Below are 19,962 nucleotides of genomic sequence, written 5' to 3' on the forward strand. Positions count from 1 at the left end.
CTAAAAATCGCGAATCCTTTACACCACAATGATAATATTTGCGATCGCACTTCTTTGAGTTTATTAGGGTGCGTTAACGCAGTGTGACGCACCCTACGAGGATGGAAAAATTTATTTGGAGTCTTCCCTAAATAATTCCAAATACTGAGCCGACAGTAGACTTAATTGAATCTCTGGCATCCTTTAAAGTTTGGGCTATAGGATGTTTAGTTTGTAAGAATACCCGCGCACAATTACGTCCCGGCATACCAGAAATTGAACCACCTGGATGTGTACCAGCACCAGTTAAAAAGAGATTATCAATTGGTGTTTTGTAGTTGGCTATTTCTGGCAAGGGGCGGAAAAATACCATTTGATCTAATGTCATATCAATGTGGTAATAATTTCCTTTATAAGCACCTAATCTTTCGCCTAATTCTGCAGGACTTTCAACACGACGGGCGATAGTTGCTGTTTTGACGTTTGGTGCATAGGTTGCTAACTTATCAACTACCCTATCTGCTACTTGATTTTTTAATTCATCTGTCCAACCTGTACCTTTTAAGCCTGTACCTTCTGCACCAGCAATTTGATAGGGAGCAAAAAATTCAATCCATACTGTATGCTTACCTGGTGGTGCTAATGTGGGATCTAAAGCGCTAGGCATGACTACATACATTGAGGGATCGGAATCTGGGATTTCTCCTAAAGTACATTTGCTATGCGCTTGTTCAACGTGAGCTACAGAATCAGCAATTAAGATAGAACCGATGAGATATTCATCTTTGTGTTGATGGTAAGGAAAACGCAGGGGTTCATCTAAGGCTAAATCTATTTTGAGAATAGTTTCATTATTGTTAACAATGCGGCGTTCTAATCTTTCCCACAAATCTGGATCGACTGCATCAATATCAGTTTTATCAGTCATTTGCAAGAATAAACGCTTGGCATCAATATTAGAAATTACTCCATATTTAGCGCGATATTCTTTGCCGCCAGCAACGCGTACCCCTACTGCTTTTTTATCATCAATCAACACTTTTTCTACGTGCTGGTCTGTGAGAATTACGCCGCCTTTACTTGTAACTAAATTCACCAAAGCTTTGACAAGTGCGCCAGTACCACCGCGAGGTCTAGCCATACCAGGATTGTGACGCATTGCCATCATAATTGCACCAATCGCAATGGTTTTTTGGGATGGTGGCGCACCCAGTTCTGCTGCTAGCCTCGCTAAGGGTGCTTTGAGAAACTCTTCATCAAACCATTCGTTAAGTAAATCTTCTGCGCTAGTCATCATGTTGCGAATAAAGTCCAGCGTTTTATTCGGAGAACCAATGACAGAAAATAAATCTTTGATTTTCGTGATGTCGTAATTACCAACAATATCAATAATCGACTTTGGAGGAGCATTAAACATGGGAATCATGGCACCTAATGCTCGTTGCCAATAGTCGGTAAATTCGGCGTATTTTTTAGCATCACGTTCGTTATAACGCGCGATTTCTGCACAGGTTTTTTCGAGAGATTTGTGCGCTAAAAAATATTTACCATCTGGATGGGGACAGAATACTACTGGATCGCATTCCAGATATTCCAAACCATATTTTTCTAATTCTAATTCTTCAACAACTGGCCCTAAATGTATAAATTCGTGGTCAATAGCACACAAATTAAATTTAAATCCAGGTGCTTCTTGGGGTAAACATTCTTCAGTGGTAGCTGCACCACCAGGAACAGAACGCTTTTCTAATAGCAGGACACTATAGCCAGCTTTTAGTAAATATGCAGCACATACTAAACCGTTATGTCCTGCACCAATAATCACAACATCGTACTCTTGCATATTTGTAATTTAGAAATGGTGTAGCTTGAATAAATTTACAACACTAATAGTGAAAAAAACCTCGGTTAGCAGCTTTCTTTTTATTGAGGAGAAAGCAGAGAATCTGTTGAGGGAATTTGATTGACATGGGCTTTGACTAGCATAATGATATTATCTGCCTGTACTTTCATATCTTTAATGCTTAATAGCATATTTTGCCATTCAAAATATGGTAATTGCAGCATTTCTTTTACCTTTTGCATTAATGCTGCTATGAGATTGACTGACAAACCATCTCCCTGATTACAGTTGAAGCTCTCTAAGAGTAAAGGTTGTGAATGGGTGAATGGCTTAAGTCTCGCGGTAAAATCTAGTAAGCGGCTGTTTCCCAGTTCATTGAGCAGCACTTTTCCCCTGAATTCTATTTTACCGCTACCAGGTAGCAATAATTGCATTTCTTGCAGATTAAAATTGACAATTTCGCCATCTACATTCAAATCCCAATTTTGTGATTGACTGCGAATTAAGTCAGAAGATAAAGCATGATTAATATCTGCTTCTGTCATGACAATTCGAGCGATCGCATTTACTGGCTCGTTTAGTTCAATTTGTCCAAAAATTGCATTTAAAGGATTGACAGCAACGTTATCTGTTTTGACTTTTATTTCCTGTACACGGATGTCTTTTTGGAACACCAGACCTTGACCAGTTAGGGAAACTTCATCTACCTGTCCCTGAACAATTTTAAGTAGATCGGTTCGCACATCTACATCTATTTGTTCTACTTCGTCCAACTGGTTGGATAGAGTATTTTCTGCCGCCTGTGATAATATATGCTCCTCCAACCTTTCCTTGTCTGGCATGAGTTCTTATACTCCTACTATCCTCTTACCTACTCAATTTAATATTTGCAGAGTCAGGAAGGTATCTATAGTATGGTATATGCATCTAGGAAGATAGAAAACAATCTATCAAAATCAGATTTGTGTTGTAAAATTACTTGCACATAAATGAAATAGTCAATTATCGTCAGCAAATTATATATGAATTACCAAAAAAATCTGTTTTCTTGCAATAGAATATATCATTAGTATGAAGATAAATCATTAATATATCTACAATTTGATAGATATTTTAAGTCAAAAATTATTTCTTTATAACAATCCTATTTTAGTTGTGAAAAATATCGGTTTTGGCTGTTGACTGTTAACCGTTAACAGTCAATATGCCAGATGATTTGATTTTTTCAAGCTTTAAGTGTAAATATTCATCAGCAGTTGAGCGTGTAGCTATACCAAAAATTTTGGGGTCTTTGTCAGCATCCCTATATTCCCCCATATTCAACAATAAGCAAAAAGTGAACAATTTTTGACCTGGAAGATGAGCAATAGGACAAGACAGACTACAACTATCGATTCAGAAAACAGTAGTTTGTCAAGTACAAAGAGGTCAAAAATGATTCGTCACATTTCGATTCCTGCTGCTAATCCCCGTCACGTTGCGGAAGCGATCGCTGAACTTTGGGGAGGACGTGTTGTACCATTCCCTAGTCATGGCGATAGTTATATGGCTATGGCTTGGGATGCTAGAGGAACAATGATTGAGGTTTATCCACTAGGTACAGAATTGGTTCCTGGTAATGGTAATGCTGAAGTGGAGTTTCGAGACACTAATTCTTCTAGCCAGTTTCAAGCAGTACACGCAGCTATTGATGTACCTACAAGCCAAGAACAAATTTTTGCAATTGCAGCACGTGAAGGTTGGCGTGTGGTACGTTGCGATCGCGGCGGATTTTTTGAAGTCATAGAATTATGGGTTGAAAACCGTCTGTTATTAGAATTGTTAACCCCAGAACTAGCGGCTAAATACACCAATTTTATGCAACCACAGTCATTAGAACAGCTTGTTGCGGCTATGGGTGTGGGTTAAAGAGATGGGGAATGGGGAATGGGGAAGGGGGAAAGGGGAAGGGGGAAAGGGGAAGGGGGAAAGGTGAAAGGGGAAAGGGGAAATACCAAATCTTTCTCTCTTTTACCGACTTCTGCAAGAATTCGAGGGTTTCGCATTGCGAAACCCCTACGAAAAAAATATTTTTGCTGGAATTTTCATCAATTGATATCAGCACTTAGCTTTATTTTGCAGCTTGGTGGTAATTAATCTGCGCCTACACAGATCCAAGCGCAATGAATCAACGTATATAACTTTAGCCTGGGAAGGAAACATATCATATGAGTCTTGGCGATTGTGTAATCAATGCTAGTAACTTATACTCTGATAAAATAGCGATTCTGTTTGAGGATCAAGCTTGGAACTATCAAGACTTGAATGAGATTACAGACAAAATCGCTGCTTCCTTGATGAAAATGGGTGTTTCTCAAGGCGATCGCATTGCTATTCATCTATCAAATTGTCCAGAAATTGTCTTTTGTTACTACGCTTGCTTTAAAATTGGTGCGATCGCAGTTCCTCTCAACAATCGTTTGAAAGCACCGGAACTCGAATATATCCTCAATCACTGTCAAGCTAAAATCTGTATCAGCCAAGGAGATTTATTTGGGGAAATTCAGGCGATCCAAGAAAGTATTACGAGTGTAGAAGCATACTTTGTATTGCGTAATAATTCTAGATTTCCTGATGTGCGTAATTTTGAGGAAATGTTACAACCACATAGAGGTAAGATAGAGTTTCCTAAGTTAGATGAAAGTGCGATCGCGGCAATTTTATACACTTCTGGTACCACAGCACGTCCTAAAGGCGTTACCCACACCCATAAATCTTTACTGATTACAGCCGCATATCACAGCCAACAAACCAACTTAAGCAATGCAGATATTAGTGGTGTGATGTTACCTCTGTGTCATATCTTTGGTTTTGCCTTGCAAATGATTGCATCTGTGAGTGTTGGTGCAACATTAGTAATTATCCCTCGTTTTGAGCCAGGATTAGTCTTGCAAAATCTCCAGCAACATGGTGTTACCAAACTTTACGGACTACCAGTCATGTATAACGCTTTGGTGAACTATCCAGAAGTAGCTGCTTACCGTCTAGATAGTTTGCAACTTTGTTTTGCTGGTGGTGATGCAGTTCCCGCAACGTTACAACAAGGTTTTACCCGAATGGCACTAAGATAACGGCAAACCCATTACCTATAAGGCTTTTGGGTGTGGGGTGTCGGGTGTCGGGTGTAGTGAGTTGAAGATTTATTTATGTTGGCACTGATTTCTAGAAACTCTTTATTCTTCCCTACACCCTGCACCCTACCCCCAACACCCAGTCCAGGCAAGGATTTCACTTTTTCTTAGTGCCATTCGGTTTTACCCAAATATTTGGTGTAGAAATTCTTGAAGGATGCGGGATGACAGAGGTAATTCCTTATAGCATGAACCCTAACGATGCTAAACGCCTTGGTTCTATTGGGAAAGCTACAGAGGGAATGATGCTGCGAATAGTCAATGAAAACGGGGAAGATGTTCCTCAAGGTGAAATTGGCGAAATTATTGTCAAAAGTGAAGCAATGATGCTTGGCTATTGGAATCAGCCAGAAGCTACCGCCGCTGTATTACAAGATGGCTGGTTATATACAGGTGATTTGGCTTGGATGGATGCAGATAATTATTACTGGTTTGTGAGCCGTAGAAAAGAAATTATCGTTCGGGGTGGTTCTAATATTTCGCCTTTAGAAGTGGAAGCAGTTTTATATCAACATCCATCTGTGAAAGAAGCCGCAGTTATTGGTGTACCCAATGCAAATTGTGGTGAAATTGTGCAAGCATTTGTCGTACTGAAAGCAGGATATGCCATTAGCAAAATAGAATTAAAGGAATTTATGAGCGACAGAATAGCAGCATTGTATCGCGTCATTCATCGCACTTATTTACAACCCGCACCCACCCAAGAAACCGCCGCCGAGTTATTAGATTTACCCTTCAGCACCTACCGCCGTCATCTCAAAGCCGGAATGACGCGCATAGCAGAGATACTTTGGCAAAGGGAAATTAGTTAATTGGGGTTTGTCATTTGTCATTTGTCATTTGTCATTTGGTAATGGGTAATTGGTAATTGGTAATGAGTAATGAGTAATGAGTAATGGCTATTCTTCCCTACACCTCTGCTTCCTCTGCTCCCTCTTCTTCCTCATCCCCCTCATCTCCCTCTTCTCCCAATCCCCAATCCCCAATCCAAATGAACAAAAACTGAGCAGATTTTGAACTGGTGAGTAAACAACGAAGAAAGAGAAACTATGACTATCTAAAAGCAGATTTGCCAGGAGAAATTAAACCATGATCAAGAAACACCACGCTGTAATTGTAACTGCGATCGCAACTCTAGGAATCTTTACTAGCAGCACTTTACCTCTAAAAGCTTCCGCCCAAGAAGTTAGCGACAATGATGTTCAGGAACTCAATCAAGCGCTAGAAGAATTAAACCAAGCGTTACAGGAACTCAATCAATCTCTGGAAGTTAGCCAAAAACCTTCTCAACCACCTACTAATATCAATGCCAATCAATCAGCACCAAATCAACAAAATACAGCAAAAGGTAAACAATGCCGCACTGTATTGCAACCACGTACATTTTTTGGTAATGGCGGATTGTATGGTGTGCCATCTGTCACTGTCCAGACATATACAGTTCCAGTCACAGTTTGCAACTAGTACCGCAAGGCGGAATTCAAAATTCAAAATTCAAAATTCAAAATGAATACAGCGTAAGCGTTTCGTGAGTTTAGAATGGTCTGCTTATTTACGCCGATTTGTACTAGCACTTAATTCTCATTCTTTCTCTCTCTGCGCCTCTGCGTGAGACTATTTTATACTTTCTCTTAACAGATAAAACAAAATCTATGACTACCCAACTCACACCTCCCCAGTCACAAACCACAATTCGCACCTACCAAAATTTCATCAATGGTAAATATATTTCGCCCTTATCTGGTGTTAACTACGAACGAAAAAGCCCGTTAACTGGTGAAACTATCGTTCAAATTCCTTGGAGTAATCAAGCTGATACTGATGTTGCCATTCAAGCTGCAAGACAAGTATTTGATGATGGTACATGGTCAACATCCCACGCTCGCGTGCGTCATGATATTCTAAGAAAAACTGCCGAATTATTAACAACAAAAACCTCAGAAATAGCTGCAGTTATTTGTCAAGAAGTAGGTAGACCAATAGGAATGTGTATTGGTGAAGTGCAAATGACAGCACAAGTATTTGACTACTTTGCGGCTTTAACACTGAACCTACAAGGAGAATCTACTACTCAATACGATCGCAATGCTATTGGTTTAACAGTACATGAGCCTGTGGGTGTTGTGGGCATTATCACCCCGTGGAACTTCCCCCTACTATTGGTGGCGTGGAAAATTGCACCTGCGATCGCAGCTGGTTGCACAATGGTAGTTAAACCTAGCGAATTTACTCCCTCCACCGCCTTTATGCTGGCGGAAATTCTCAGCGAGGCTGGTTTACCTGATGGTGTCATTAATATTGTCACAGGTGACGGCCCAGTGGTCGGAGAACATTTAGTTGAATCACCCTTAGTTGATAAAATCGCCTTTACAGGTTCCACTGCTGTTGGTAGACGCATCATGGCTAAAGGCGCACCCACCCTGAAACGAATGAGTTTAGAGTTAGGCGGTAAAAGTCCTAATATAGTCTTTGGTGATGCAGATTTATCTCAAGCAATTCCCGGGGCATTATTTGGCATCTATATTAATAGTGGTCAAGTCTGCCAAGCAGGTTCTCGATTGTTATTGCATGAGTCCATTAAAGATGTATTTATTGAGCAATTTCTTGCCGCTACCCAAACTTTTCAAATAGGCAACCCCACAGATAATACAACGATGATGGGGCCAGTGATTAACGAAATCCAGTTTGAACGCATTCAAAACTATATTCAACTGGGGGAAAAAGAAGGTGCAAAACTCTTAATTGGTGGTAGCGGACGTTATCTTGTACCTGGATTTGAGCAAGGTTTATTTATTAAACCCACCGTTTTTGATCATGTTACCAATGAAATGGCGATCGCTCAAGAAGAAATCTTTGGCCCGGTGCTGTCAATTATGACATTTAAAGATAAAGCGGAAGCATTACAAATCGCCAATCAAACCATGTACGGTTTAACAGCAGCCATCTGGACTAAAAATCTCGATACCGCCTTCAAAATGGCTAAAGGAATTCGTGCTGGTACAGTTTGGGTGAACTCTTATCATACTTCTGGCTTAGAACCAACTATGCCTTATGGTGGTTACAAACAAAGCGGAATTGGTCGCGAAGTAGGCAAGAATGGTTTAGAAGAGTATTTAGAAACAAAAGCCATTCACATCAAATTAGCTTAATTCGTAATTCTCGCTTCTAGTCAAGGGTGCGTTAGGCTAAAGACATCACAATACTTGTCGGTTAAGGGGAAAAAGGGGAATGGGAAAAGGGAAATAAAAAACCTTTAACCTTTTCCCCAAAACCAATTTTGAGTTCAAAACACTTAACCGAGTAGTATTGCAAGTCATAACGCGCCCTCTTTTGATCATGATGTTCTCTACATATCAAATAATTTTACCTTGGCTGGCAATAATACTGAGTGTTACCAGTTTATTTCTCAGTTCTTGGATTATAATTCCGGCTCCGAATCGTTTGTTGCAGCCTTTAGGAGTAGGAGCGCCAGAAGTTAGCCCTTGGTTATTTATCTTGAATATCATCTCTTTGGTAACAGCTATTTTATGTATTTATCAACCGCAAATACAAATTACTACTTGCATTTTGAGCTTAATTGGATTACTGCTGTGTACTTCAGTTTTAAGCAAAATTGTACCAACTCAAATGCAAATGTCGGCAGCAATCCAACAAGAATTAGGCGAGAATTATTTAGCACAAATCCCACCTCAAATAAGTGCTAAAATGCAACCTCAACCCTTCTCGTTAGTGAACAGCTTCCGAGGTATTACCCTAGAAAAAATCCGTCACAGAAAAGATATTTTATTCGCTACACCTGGGGGAGTTCCTTTAAAAATGGAAGTTTACCAACCAGAAGAAATAGGAAAATATCCAGCATTAGTAGTAATTTATGGTGGAGCTTGGCAAAATGGTAATCCTCACGCCAATTATAAATTCAATCAATATTTAGCAGCTCGCGGATATACAGTATTTGCCATTGATTACCGACACGCGCCCAAATATCAGTTTCCCGCACAGTTGGATGATGTGCGTACAGCGCTCAATTTTATTCGCCAACAAGCTGCAGAATATGAAGCTGACCCCGAAAACATGATACTTTTAGGTCGTTCTTCTGGCGCACATCTCGCCATGTTAGCGGCTTATCAACCAGATGCGCCACAGATTCGTGCTGTAGTAAGTTATTACGGGCCTGTGAACTTAACTGAAGGCTATAATGATCCGCCACAACCAGATCCGCTAAATACTCGTGCGATTCTCAAAACTTTTCTTGGTGGTTCCCCGGAAGAATTACCTGATGAGTATAAAATTGCTTCCCCAATTAATTACGTAACTCGCCCTTTACCACCAACATTATTAATTTACGGTAGTCGCGACCATGTCGTCCAAGCAAAATTTGGTAAGCGAATGTATGAAACTTTACACAAAGCTGGCGAAACTGCGGTTTTTTTAGAAATACCTTGGGCGGAACACGCTTTTGATGCTGTTTTCAACGGTGTCAGCAATCAATTAGCCCTATATTACACCGAGAGGTTTTTGGCTTGGGCGTTGTTTAGGCCTTAGTCTGAATAGAATCTGAGAAGATATCAGATTTTGGCACTAATCCCCCTGATTTGCGTCTATTATCTTACTCAGCTTAACCTGCATCAGTTTTACTGGTGCGGTAATTTTATGTTTGTATTATATGGAATGTTATAAATTAACCTCAATTTTCAGCATAAATATTTAGGGAGCAATGGCAATTCAATTGATGTTCAAAAGTATAAAAATTAAAATTATGCTCACTAAATTATTATCCATATTTAGACAATTTCCTTTATATAATCAGGGTTTACGCTCAATTAAGCACCTTTTCTCCTTACTATTTGCAATATCATTTGCTACAGTCTTACTCTTACATAACCTCATCCCTGCAACCGCTCAGGTATCACAAGTACCTGCTACAGAAATTCGCGGGGTTTGGATGACGAATAATGACTTTGAGATTTTGAGCGATCGCGCTAAACTTCAAGAGACTATTGGTCAACTCCGCAGCCTGAACTTTAACACCATTTATCCCCTAGTCTGGAATGATGGCTATACCAAATATCCCAGCGCTGTAGCACAACGCGCTGGTATCCCCTTTTACTTCAAAGGAAAAGAAGGCCAAGACATCATTGCAGACATCGTGGCTCAAGCCCGTCGTCAAGGGGTACTGGCTATACCTTGGTTTGAGTTTGGCTTTATGGCTCCCCTCACTTCCGAACTCGCATCCAACCATCCCGATTGGCTGACGCAAAAACAGGATGGAACCCAAACTTCTATTAGCGCTGCGGGTGAAGTGGCTTGGCTGAATCCCTTTCACCCAGAAGTACAAAAGTTTATTACTGACCTCGTCTTAGAAATCATCACTCAATATGACGCTGATGGCATTCAATTTGACGACCACATGAGTTTACCGGTTGATTTTGGCTACGACAAGTACACAATTAACCTATATACTCAAGAAACTGGCAGCCCTCCACCACCCAATCCTCACGCTCAAGCATGGAAGCAATGGCGCACAGATAAAATCACAGCCTTTATGTTCCAGCTCAACCGAGCTGTGAAAGCCAAAAAACCCAATGCGATTTTCTCTGTATCTCCCAATTACTACGATTTTGCTTACAAATATCAATTGCAAGACTGGCTCACCTGGGTACGCTTGGGTGCGGTAGACGAGTTGATTGTCCAGCTTTACCGGAGTGATTTGGAAAGTTTTAACAGTAAACTCACCAGCCCAGAACTAATCGAAACCAAACAAATTATACCCACAGGTGTGGGGATCATGACTGGGTTGAGAAATCGCCCAGTTTCCATCCAACAAATTCAATCCCAAGTGCGGGCGGCTCAACAACAGGGTTTAGGTGTGACTTTCTTCTACTACGAAAGCCTGTGGGACTATGGACAAGAACCAGCCGCACAGCGCCAAGCTGGATTTCAAGAAGTGTTTGCTAATCCGGCTGTGCGCGATCGCTTCCAATTTACAGCCCGTAAGCCTAGTTTTAATACTATATCAGTTCCTTTATATGCTAAAGGTTCAGTCGGTCAGCGATCGCGCGGCTATTTTATGGAATTAGCGATCGCAGGTGGTCAGCCAAAACGGGTTTTATTAGACACAGGCTCGGCTGGGTTAAGAGTTCCAAAAGAATTTTTAGGTAATGCTCCTATCAACAGAACAGGTCAAATTATCAAAGAAGTTTTAAGTGATGGTACTGTTCTGGAAGGAGAATTAGTTTACACTAATATGCAGCTTGGTCTGCTTTCCACAGACGAACCTGTTCCGGTACAGATTGTTACCAGCCGTCAATGTCTTCCCCAAAAGCCTAACTGCTCTGCAAAAAGTGGTACACCGTTCTCCGGTATTATTGGTGTCAATTATTCAGAAAAATCACTTCCTTATAACCCTTTGCGAAAACTACCAGGAAATCTGAGTAATGGCTTGATTATTACTGGTAGCAACAACAAAGCTAGCCTCATTCTGGGTTTAACAGCCAATAATCAAAATGGTTTTAAGATGGTTTCCTTAAGCCCACAACCTGCGATTAATGATATACCCGGTAACAGATGGGATTCTGGGCTTAACGGCGTTTGTGTAACTATCTCTGGTACTTCCTTGAAAAATACCTGTAACGGAAAAATGGTCGTTGATAGTGGAAGCAACAGAGGTCTTACCGAAGTTAAATCTGCTGCTTTAATAGGTAAACTCAAACCTGGCAGGTTACGCCCAGAAAATGCACTGAAATTAGGAATCCCTGGAGTTTTTGACTACAGCGTCACACCAGGAAACCGGGATGGAATTAATGTATGGAACCTTAATGTCTCTGCAAAAGCAGAAAATCCTGTATTGGTAAATAGTGGGATGGGATTTTTTGATAAATACGATGTCCTACTCGATCCAGTTAACGGACAACAGGGTTTTCGTAGTCGTACTTGACAGACTCTCCATCCAGGATACTGCTCGGTTCAGGATTTTCAACTCGGAATTTGGTTTGGGGAAAAGGTGCAAGGGTAAGGGTTAAAGGTTTTTTCTTACCCCTTTTGCCCTTCCCCAACAAATATTGAGTTCGCTGTTGGTTAAGATGTTTTAAATTTAGAGGCTCGTGATTCAGTATTGAGGCAGGATTTTCATGATTCTTGCTTGTTCTCTGCTTTATGCTATTTACTTGGCATATAGCCATTTACTAAACAAACGGCTAACTCTCGGCATCACAACGTAAGTCAACAGTAAAACCATAGTTACGGTGATCACCAGCGAAATCATCAACGGTGGTAAGCCGCGAATCAGGGGGACTAAGAAAGTATTCAACAAGTTAATCAACACAAATACAGATGCCCAAGTCAGCAATGCCATTTTATAGCGAGGTGGAGTTTTTAATGGTTGACCAGGTAGAGAAAACCAAGCTTCCAAACCACAAATTTCTTGAACATGAGGTTCAGATTCTACTAAATGTTTGCCTTTCTTTAACCAATATTCGCGATCGCGTGATGTCATCCAGGCTTTTAAGTTTTCATAGTTGTTAAACCGCAGGATAATTACATATTCTGCTCTTCCACCTGGTTGGGGACGAATCACATTTGTACCCAAGTGACCAAAATAGGTTTTGGCAGCACCGATAATTTCTTTCATCCAAATCTCGTAATCTTGTTCGCATCCTGGCTTGACTAGTTGTGAAATGACTACGGTGACAAATTGCTCTTCTTGTTGTACTTGCATTTTTAACCCAAGGGATAACCAACTTTTCCGACTTCCAAGCGCACAACATTTGCCGATACAACCCCTGTAGGCAGAGGTAAAAACATTCCACCGTTCATCACCACATAGATGGCGGTGCTGTCGCTTTCCTGTTGACCAAAAGCAACAGCCGTACTACCAATTACCCCCTGTTCAGCTTGAGCAATGATGGTTGTACTCCCATCTGGTGAAATTCGCACGACGCTGTTGTATATGTGCGTTGCTCCGTAAAGGTTACCTTCTACGTCAAAGGCAAAATCATCAAGATTGGTCTGTTGCACAAAGATTTCTGGTTCACCTGGTTGATTTGCAGCAGTAATTGGAATCCGCAACAGCAACATTCTTTCTGTGTTGGAAACATAGAGGTTATTCCCAAACCGCTTCAAACCATTGGCAGCCGGAAGAATATTTTCAGGGTTGCTGCGAGCTAGCATTGGATGTTCTAGCCAAATTGAGCTGCTACGTTGGGCAATATCTACTAACCAAATTGCACCTCGGTAGGAATCGGCAGTTAAATACTGAGTGCCAGAAAGTGGGGTAATGCCGTTGAGAAATATTGCATCTGGCATATTTAGCAAGGTTTCTACCTTACCATCTACGGTCACTAATGAGACTATTGGTATAGAATCTGCACTCCATCCGGTTGTGACTAAATCTGCATTTGTGGTAAAAGCTAGACCACTGACTTTACCTTCAAGGCTAGCATGGATTTGCTGATTGCCATCTGGTGTGATGCGAACAATGGTACCAATTTCGTGATTACTTACAAATATTGTGCCATCAGCTGCGATCGCTATATTTTCAAGAAAAGTATTAACAGGAAACGAGGTAATGACTTTGGCTGGCGCTAATTCTATCGGCGTATCCGCGTAAATAAGGGGTAAACCTGCTGAATTTTCCATACTGACCTAAAGATAGGTGGAATTCTCGTAGCCATAGAAATTTTACTTTACAATGGCCTGTTTACTCCCACTCTCAATACTGCTCGGTTAAGGATTTTCAACTCGGAATTTGGTTTGGGGAAAAGGTGAAAGGGTAAGGGTTAAAGGTTTTTTCTTACCCCTTTTCCCCTTCCCCTTTTGCCCTTAACCAACAAGTATTACTCCCACTCCCTAAAAATTGCAGAATTTCCACCTGAACAGCAAAAATCGGGGCTGAGATTTACATCTCAGCCCCGATAAAAAAGCGGGCTAACCGCTAGGAACATGGTTAACCCGTTCAGCTTTGGGAACGCGCAGAGAAATTGTTATTGCAATACCAACTTCACATTGGCGTTTTGTAGACCGCGCTGTTTTACTTCAGCCAAGGTCTTGTTAACGGCATACTTTTGGTTAATGGAGTTGATTAACTCAGTTTGGTTGTGCTTCTTAGCAACACCCCACAAGTCAGCGATGAGGTCAAAGGAACCATCACTGTTGCGAGACCAACCTAGGTCATATTCGCCTTCCAGCACAGCAACGATGTCGGAACGGACGCGCTGACCGTTATAACCACGAACATCAGCTTCAGTCTTTACGCTGATACCCAGGTCGCGCAAGGATGCTTTGAGGATTTCTGCATCGGTGATCTTGGTGCGAAGAGTGCTAAAGTGAGACATTTGGGTTTCCTCCAATAGAGAAGATTGAGAACAACGACAACGGTTTGTTTTTGGGGAAGCCGCACTTAAATGAGAAGCGGCTTTTTTTCTATCAACTGCTAGCATTTACTGCTAGCCTTTCCCCCTGGGTTAGCAGGAGAAAGCTTTTAGAACTCCATTCGCTGATATTCAGCAACGGAGGATGCTGCGGGTCTGGCGCGCTGTCTGGCCCAGTCTCTCAACGCTGTGACCTGTTCTTGCATAGTACGAGACAGCGGCAGGGTTGCCTTCAGTGCAGCAATAATATCTAGTTGGGTGAACTCGCGTTCTTGGGCAAAAGCTTCGTACATTGCCGCTACAATCGCTTGTTCAATTTCTGCCCCAGAAAAGCCGTCGGACATCTTAGCTAGTTGTCCTAGATCAAATCTAGTGATGTCTTCACGACGCTTTGTCAGGTGAATATTATATATGTCTTCCCGTTCTTCAGGTGTGGGCAGATCCACAAAGAAAATTTCATCAAAACGACCTTTTCTTAAGAACTCTCCAGGCAATCTTTCCACTCTGTTAGCGGTTGCCATCACGAACACAGGAGATTTCTTTTCTTGCATCCAGGTCAAGAATGAGCCAAAGATCCGGCTAGAAGTACCACCGTCTGAATCACCAGAACCAGCACTACCAGCAAAGGATTTATCTAACTCGTCAATGAACAGAATCGTGGGAGAAATTGATTCTGCTGTTTTGAGGGCATTACGCAGGTTGGCTTCACTTCGACCCACCATTGAGCCGTCGTAAACTCTACCCATATCTAAGCGTAATATTGGTAACCCCCAAAGTCTGGAAGTAGTTTTAGCAATTAACGACTTTCCACAACCAGGAACACCTAGAATTAACATCCCTTTAGGTTGAGGTAGACCATACTCTCTAGCTTTTTCTGTGAAAGCATTAGAGCGTTGCTTGAGCCACTTTTTCAACTCTTCTAAGCCACCTACAGCCTCAATGGTTTCATCTTCCTCGATGTATTCTAATATACCATTGCGCCGAATTAGTTGCTTCTTCTCCGATAAAACTATATCTACTTCATCTTCCGTCAAACGCCCTGTAGTTACCTGTGCCTTGCGATAGACTTTTTCGGCTTCATCTTTGGTTAAACCCAAGGCGGCTCTAAGAAGCTTTTCTCTCGCCTCTGTTGTTAGTCTGCGCCCACGATTTTGATCTAAATGGTGAGTTAAAACTTTGTTCAGCTCGGCCATGTCTGGTAATTGGAAGTCGAGAACTACCACTTCTTTTTCCAGTTCGATAGGCACTTGCTGGACTGGCGACATTAAAATAATGTTTTTCGGTATATTGTGCGCGCCTTTAAAACTTGCGATCGCATCTCTTAACGATCTAGTTGTTGCAGGCGCATCTATAAAAGGATGTAAATCTTTAAGAATAAAAATACCAGGTTCTTTATGCCGGATAATCCACTCAATTGCTGCTTCAGGAGAAACAGTATTATGTTGGGTGACATTCCGGGGTTGACCATACTCCACGATGCCGTGAGTTACTGTCCAAACAAATACTCGGCGTTGAGGCTTTAACAACTGGGCGATGGTGGAGATTGATTGCTCGGCCCGCTCTTCCTCGGAGGTCACAAGGTAGATTAAAGGGTATTGAGCTTGAATTAGAATATTGAGCTCTTCTTTCATACATCGACCTACTTGAGACCTAAGTACAGTACAGACATCGTTTTTTTGGTGACGACAACCGAAGGAATTATGAATATTCAGTTATTCATAATTCGTATCTAACAAGGGACTAACTCTTCCTCATCCTGGGGATGGGTTTTAGCTTCATCCATTTCATCAATGGAGATAGATTCTTGACCAATTACTCCTGGTTGACTTCCTAAAGTAATCAGTTCTCCATCACGTAGCACCAGCGAACTTTCACAGTTGGGACAAGAATATACTCTGTGAGTTCTGCCATAAACAGAAGCTTCTACTTCTTCAACTAATTCAGAATTAGATAAGTAGAAAAATAAAGCACGTTCGGCAAGTTCTGACATTGGTTCAGAATCTACTGCTGATCGAATCTTCAATTTCCTGTGCAGTTCTGGCGACAAATATAAAGTAACCTTTTGCTTAGTTTGCATAACTCTTTGGCGGCCTTACCCGGGTATGTATATAACGTTATCGGTTCTCTTTGGGGTTGTCAAGACAGCAAAACGTTTTGACGGCAATATTGTTACATTGCTTAATAATGGGCGTGGGGGATGGGGCATTGGGCATAGGGGATAACTGTTGACGGTTGACTGTTGACTGTTGACTGTTGAAACTGCATTGAAGGGAAATCCCACCCTTGGTTAAGAGTGGGATGAAATGAGAAAAGAGGAATTTTGTGTAAAGCAGGGGCTGCTTAATATTTATTGGGCAGTACCTCAATCAAGTTGGGCGAAGGGGTAAAGGTTAAAAACAACCTTTCACCTTTACCCTTTACCCCTTTCCCCTTACGCCTCTTGCAATACGGCTGACTTTTGGCTGTTGGCTAGTTGCTGTTGCAAGTCTTGCCAGCTGACTTTTTCTAGGCTGGGTAAAACTACATTAGCTATACCTAATCTTTCTACTGGCCCTAATCCTACAGACCACATTCCAGCAGATTTAGCGGCTTCAATACCAGCGCTGGCATCTTCTACAACTAAACATTTGGCTGGTGCAACACCAATTTGTTCGGCAGCAAACAAAAAGAGGTCTGGTGCGGGTTTGGGTTGGGAGACGCTGTAACCATCGGCTATGGCATCAAATTTATTGCCAATACCCAAACGTTGAATGACGGTTTGAGCATTTTTGCTGGATGAACCTAAAGCAACTTTAATCCCGGCTGCACGTAGTTCCTTTAAGAGGTTTTCGACTCCAGGAAGTAAATCGGCGGCGGTGATTTCCTCGATTAATTGCAAAAAGTAGTTGTTTTTGCGCTCCATCATTTCCTGAATTTTGGTTTCAGTCACGGGGCGATCGCCTAAAATTTGCATGAGGGTTTCTCTTCTGGGCAATCCTCTGATTGCGTCGTTAGCTTCTCTATCAAAGGGAATGCCTTCTTCATCGGCTACTCGCTTCCAGCCTAAATAGTGTAGTTCTGACGTATCAGTTAACACTCCATCTAAATCAAAGATTACGCCTTGAATTTCTGGCTGGGAACTGGGCAAATTCTCATCTGCTGGTTGGTTAGCAATTTCCATGTCTGTTTCTTGTCGCAGGTCGAAGTCGTACCACTGATTGCGCCATTGCAGCCTAAATTTTAAACGTTGCCAAGTGGGAGGTAAATGTGGCGAAGCAACTGGGCCAAATTCCGTCATTTTAATGCCGGCAAACCCAAATACCACTGCTTGCCAAACTCCTCCCGCACTGGCGGCGTGAATTCCTTCGGCTGCATTCCGCCTGACATCTTCCAAGTCTACCAAGGCTGAACGGAGAAAATGTGTGTAGGCGTGGGTGGGTTGGTTGAGGTCGCAAGCTAAGATGGCATGAATTGCTGGGCCTAGGGAGGAACCATAGGTATGGTCGGTGCGCTTGGTGTAGTAATCCCAGTTGGTTGCTAAGGTTTTATAGTCATACTGTTCCCTTAACAAATAAATCAGCATCAAGACATCTGGCTGTTTGAGAATTTGCTTTTGGCTGGTGGCTTCAATTCCCAATAAACCTTGTAGGGATGTGGTGCGGGGTTCGTAATCGGCAAAGTTGATTTCTTCGAGTTGGTAAAATCCTTCAAATTGCTCAATTAAACCAGTTGAATGCTCCTGATTGACAAATATACGCTCTTGGATATCAGTCCACTTATGCAACCGCTCTGTGGTTAAGTTGAGTTGTTGGGCTAATTGTGCAGATTTTTCGGGATAAGCTTGCTTCATCCAATCCCAAAGCGCTAAGGCTGATTGTAAATGCCAGCGCACCATTAAATTGGTGAAGGCGTTATTATCGACGCGATCGTGATTTTCATCAGGGCCAATCACATCTAAAATATCGTAGGATTGACGCTCGGCATTCCAATGAACTCGGCTTTCCCAGAATACGGCTGTATCTAAGATAATTTCTGCACCGTAATCATGCATCCAATCATCATCGGCTGTGGTTTGCCAATAATGCCAAACTGCATAAGCGACATCAGTGTTGATATGTACTTCGATATCACCACACCAAATTCTGACTAACTCACCGTTACCGCTTGCATGGGGTACCCAGCGGGGTGTAACTTCATCACCAGTATCGGCACTTTCCCAAGCATACATAGCGCCTTGATAGCCTGCTTCTTGGGCTTTGCGTCGCGCACCTGGTAATGTGTGGTAGCGATAGGTCAGCAAGTTCCGGGCTAGGGCTGGTTGCGTTAAGGTTAAGAAGGGAAGAATAAAAATTTCTGTATCCCAAAATATATGTCCACGATAGGCAAAACCAGAGAGGGTTTTGGGTGGAATACTTACGCGGTCATCGTGGCGGGGTGCGACAGCTAAGATTTGAAAAAGATTGTAGCGGACAACTAACTGAGCATAGCGATCGCCTTCAATGATGATGTCACTGTCTTGCCATACTTGCTCCCATGCGGCGATATGTGCTGCTAACAGAGTTGCGTAACGGGGTTCATCTGCTAAACGTTGTAAGGCTGCGGCGATGGGAATTTCTGTCTCCCGGGAGGTAAAGATGGTGACAATCTTTTCGACAGTAGCAGCTTTACCGGGTGTCGCTTGAAAGGTTGTGGTTAAAGTTGGAGAAGTATTCGCATTCTCTAAGCATACAGGTGGTGCATTTTCGCCTTCTACCACCAACTTAGTCGCCATTCCTAATTGAATTTCTGAGTGGCGAGTTTGGTTATACAACCAGATAATTTGCTCGATACCACCTTGATTCACAACTTTCCAGTGTGGGACACCTTGGGTTTGGGGTTCTGAATCTAAGCCCACGCTAAAAGAAATTTCGCCTGTAAAATCAATGGATGTTACCTGGGCGCGAATCGCTAACACATGTTGATCGGCTAAACTAGCGAAGCGCTCAAAGTGGAAATCTAATGTATGTCCTTTGGGGGAACGCCAGCGCACATCGCGGCTAAGTATCCCCAAACGCAAATCTAGGCGGCGTTCGTAGTTGAGAATCTCGCCACTGTCCATACTAAAGCGATCGCCTGCCACTTTCACCTCTAAAGGCAACCAGCTGGGACAATTAACTAATTCTGTATGGGAAATTACAACCTTATCGTATAGGCCATTAATTAATGTAGCCGTGGAATCTCCGGGATAGCCTTCCTCAAAAGTACCCCTCGTTCCTAAATAACCATTACTAATAGTAAAAACAGTTTCTTTATGATGCAGTTGGGCGGGATCAAAGACTGTTTCAATAACGTTCCAGTCTGTAGCTTCAGTCAGTGTCTGATTTTGTTGGGAATCGCGAACGGATAAGTTGACCATGAGTAATCATACCTAATTTTTTTAGAGGTTAGGTTGGGGCAGGATGAAATGCAATTTTCAAGAGTTCAATGAGCAATTGCGCTCTAGCTTTATTGCCTAGACTTGGTTGTAGCCTTAACGGGCGGATTGACGTTGTTGCTAATAGCAACGTTCCCAATTTCATCTGTCTATAGTTAGGTGTTTTTAATAACTCATGTTATGAGTCATTAATAATACAAATTTCACGAATCT

The 19,962-nt window shown here is 42.0% G+C and carries 16 protein-coding genes; 7 read left to right on the forward strand and 9 right to left on the reverse strand.

Annotated elements, in window-relative coordinates; genetic code table 11:
• Nucleotides 1-127: 127 nt before the first annotated feature.
• From crtO to HGR01_RS19280, 3 genes are all read right to left on the reverse strand, one after another.
• Nucleotides 128-1,822, reverse strand: a complete 1,695-nt coding sequence (gene crtO / locus HGR01_RS19270) for a beta-carotene ketolase CrtO (protein WP_045873899.1) — start codon at nucleotides 1,820-1,822, stop codon at nucleotides 128-130.
• 80 nt (nucleotides 1,823-1,902) lie between these two features.
• Nucleotides 1,903-2,664: a DUF2993 domain-containing protein gene (locus tag HGR01_RS19275; protein WP_045873900.1), complete on the reverse strand. Its 762-nt coding sequence runs from the start codon at nucleotides 2,662-2,664 to the stop codon at nucleotides 1,903-1,905.
• A 343-nt stretch (nucleotides 2,665-3,007) separates the two neighbouring features.
• A complete protein-coding gene (locus tag HGR01_RS19280; protein ID WP_255325361.1) occupies nucleotides 3,008-3,139 on the reverse strand; it encodes a hypothetical protein in 132 nt (43 codons plus the stop codon).
• Nucleotides 3,140-3,256: 117 nt separating this feature from the next.
• Here HGR01_RS19280 and HGR01_RS19285 point away from each other — a divergent pair, with 117 nt between their 5' ends.
• The 7 genes from HGR01_RS19285 to HGR01_RS19315 all read left to right on the forward strand — a co-directional run bounded on the left by HGR01_RS19285 (nucleotide 3,257) and on the right by HGR01_RS19315 (nucleotide 11,926).
• On the forward strand, nucleotides 3,257-3,730 hold the full coding sequence (locus HGR01_RS19285; RefSeq protein ID WP_045873901.1) for a hypothetical protein: 474 nt from the start codon (nucleotides 3,257-3,259) through the stop codon (nucleotides 3,728-3,730).
• 299 nt (nucleotides 3,731-4,029) lie between these two features.
• Nucleotides 4,030-4,932 (forward strand): AMP-binding protein, encoded by a 903-nt coding sequence (locus tag HGR01_RS19290; protein ID WP_045873903.1) that lies wholly within the window; start codon nucleotides 4,030-4,032, stop codon nucleotides 4,930-4,932.
• Between the two features lie 170 nt (nucleotides 4,933-5,102).
• Nucleotides 5,103-5,804, forward strand: coding sequence for a class I adenylate-forming enzyme family protein (locus tag HGR01_RS19295; protein WP_052335402.1), 702 nt, complete (start codon nucleotides 5,103-5,105; stop codon nucleotides 5,802-5,804).
• 277 nt (nucleotides 5,805-6,081) lie between these two features.
• Nucleotides 6,082-6,456 (forward strand): hypothetical protein, encoded by a 375-nt coding sequence (locus HGR01_RS19300; RefSeq protein ID WP_045873904.1) that lies wholly within the window; start codon nucleotides 6,082-6,084, stop codon nucleotides 6,454-6,456.
• Between the two features lie 188 nt (nucleotides 6,457-6,644).
• Nucleotides 6,645-8,141 carry an aldehyde dehydrogenase family protein gene (locus HGR01_RS19305; RefSeq protein ID WP_045873905.1) on the forward strand — a complete coding sequence of 499 codons (1,497 nt, stop codon included), beginning with the start codon at nucleotides 6,645-6,647 and terminating at the stop codon, nucleotides 8,139-8,141.
• Between the two features lie 190 nt (nucleotides 8,142-8,331).
• Entirely contained in the window at nucleotides 8,332-9,534 is a 1,203-nt protein-coding gene (locus tag HGR01_RS19310; RefSeq protein WP_045873906.1) for an alpha/beta hydrolase, read from the forward strand.
• A gap of 214 nt (nucleotides 9,535-9,748) precedes the next feature.
• Nucleotides 9,749-11,926, forward strand: coding sequence for a glycoside hydrolase family 10 protein (locus HGR01_RS19315; RefSeq protein WP_228045527.1), 2,178 nt, complete (start codon nucleotides 9,749-9,751; stop codon nucleotides 11,924-11,926).
• Nucleotides 11,927-12,151: 225 nt separating this feature from the next.
• On the opposite strand, the gene HGR01_RS19320 is transcribed toward HGR01_RS19315, so the two are convergent.
• The 6 genes from HGR01_RS19320 to pgmB form a co-directional block, all read right to left on the reverse strand.
• Nucleotides 12,152-12,706 (reverse strand): antibiotic biosynthesis monooxygenase, encoded by a 555-nt coding sequence (locus HGR01_RS19320; RefSeq protein WP_045873907.1) that lies wholly within the window; start codon nucleotides 12,704-12,706, stop codon nucleotides 12,152-12,154.
• Between the two features lie 2 nt (nucleotides 12,707-12,708).
• Entirely contained in the window at nucleotides 12,709-13,626 is a 918-nt protein-coding gene (locus tag HGR01_RS19325) for an SMP-30/gluconolactonase/LRE family protein (RefSeq protein WP_045873908.1), read from the reverse strand.
• A 344-nt stretch (nucleotides 13,627-13,970) separates the two neighbouring features.
• On the reverse strand, nucleotides 13,971-14,321 hold the full coding sequence (locus HGR01_RS19330; protein WP_015136553.1) for a DUF1257 domain-containing protein: 351 nt from the start codon (nucleotides 14,319-14,321) through the stop codon (nucleotides 13,971-13,973).
• 146 nt (nucleotides 14,322-14,467) lie between these two features.
• Complete coding sequence (locus HGR01_RS19335) at nucleotides 14,468-15,988, reverse strand: AAA family ATPase (RefSeq protein ID WP_045873909.1); 1,521 nt, start codon at nucleotides 15,986-15,988, stop codon at nucleotides 14,468-14,470.
• Between the two features lie 98 nt (nucleotides 15,989-16,086).
• Nucleotides 16,087-16,434 (reverse strand): hypothetical protein, encoded by a 348-nt coding sequence (locus HGR01_RS19340; RefSeq protein WP_045873910.1) that lies wholly within the window; start codon nucleotides 16,432-16,434, stop codon nucleotides 16,087-16,089.
• Between the two features lie 354 nt (nucleotides 16,435-16,788).
• Entirely contained in the window at nucleotides 16,789-19,731 is a 2,943-nt protein-coding gene (gene pgmB, locus HGR01_RS19345) for a beta-phosphoglucomutase (RefSeq protein WP_096621667.1), read from the reverse strand.
• Between the last annotated feature and the right edge of the window lie 231 nt (nucleotides 19,732-19,962).

It is taken from the genome of Tolypothrix sp. PCC 7712 (assembly GCF_025860405.1).
Classification (GTDB): Bacteria; Cyanobacteriota; Cyanobacteriia; order Cyanobacteriales; family Nostocaceae; genus Aulosira; species Aulosira diplosiphon.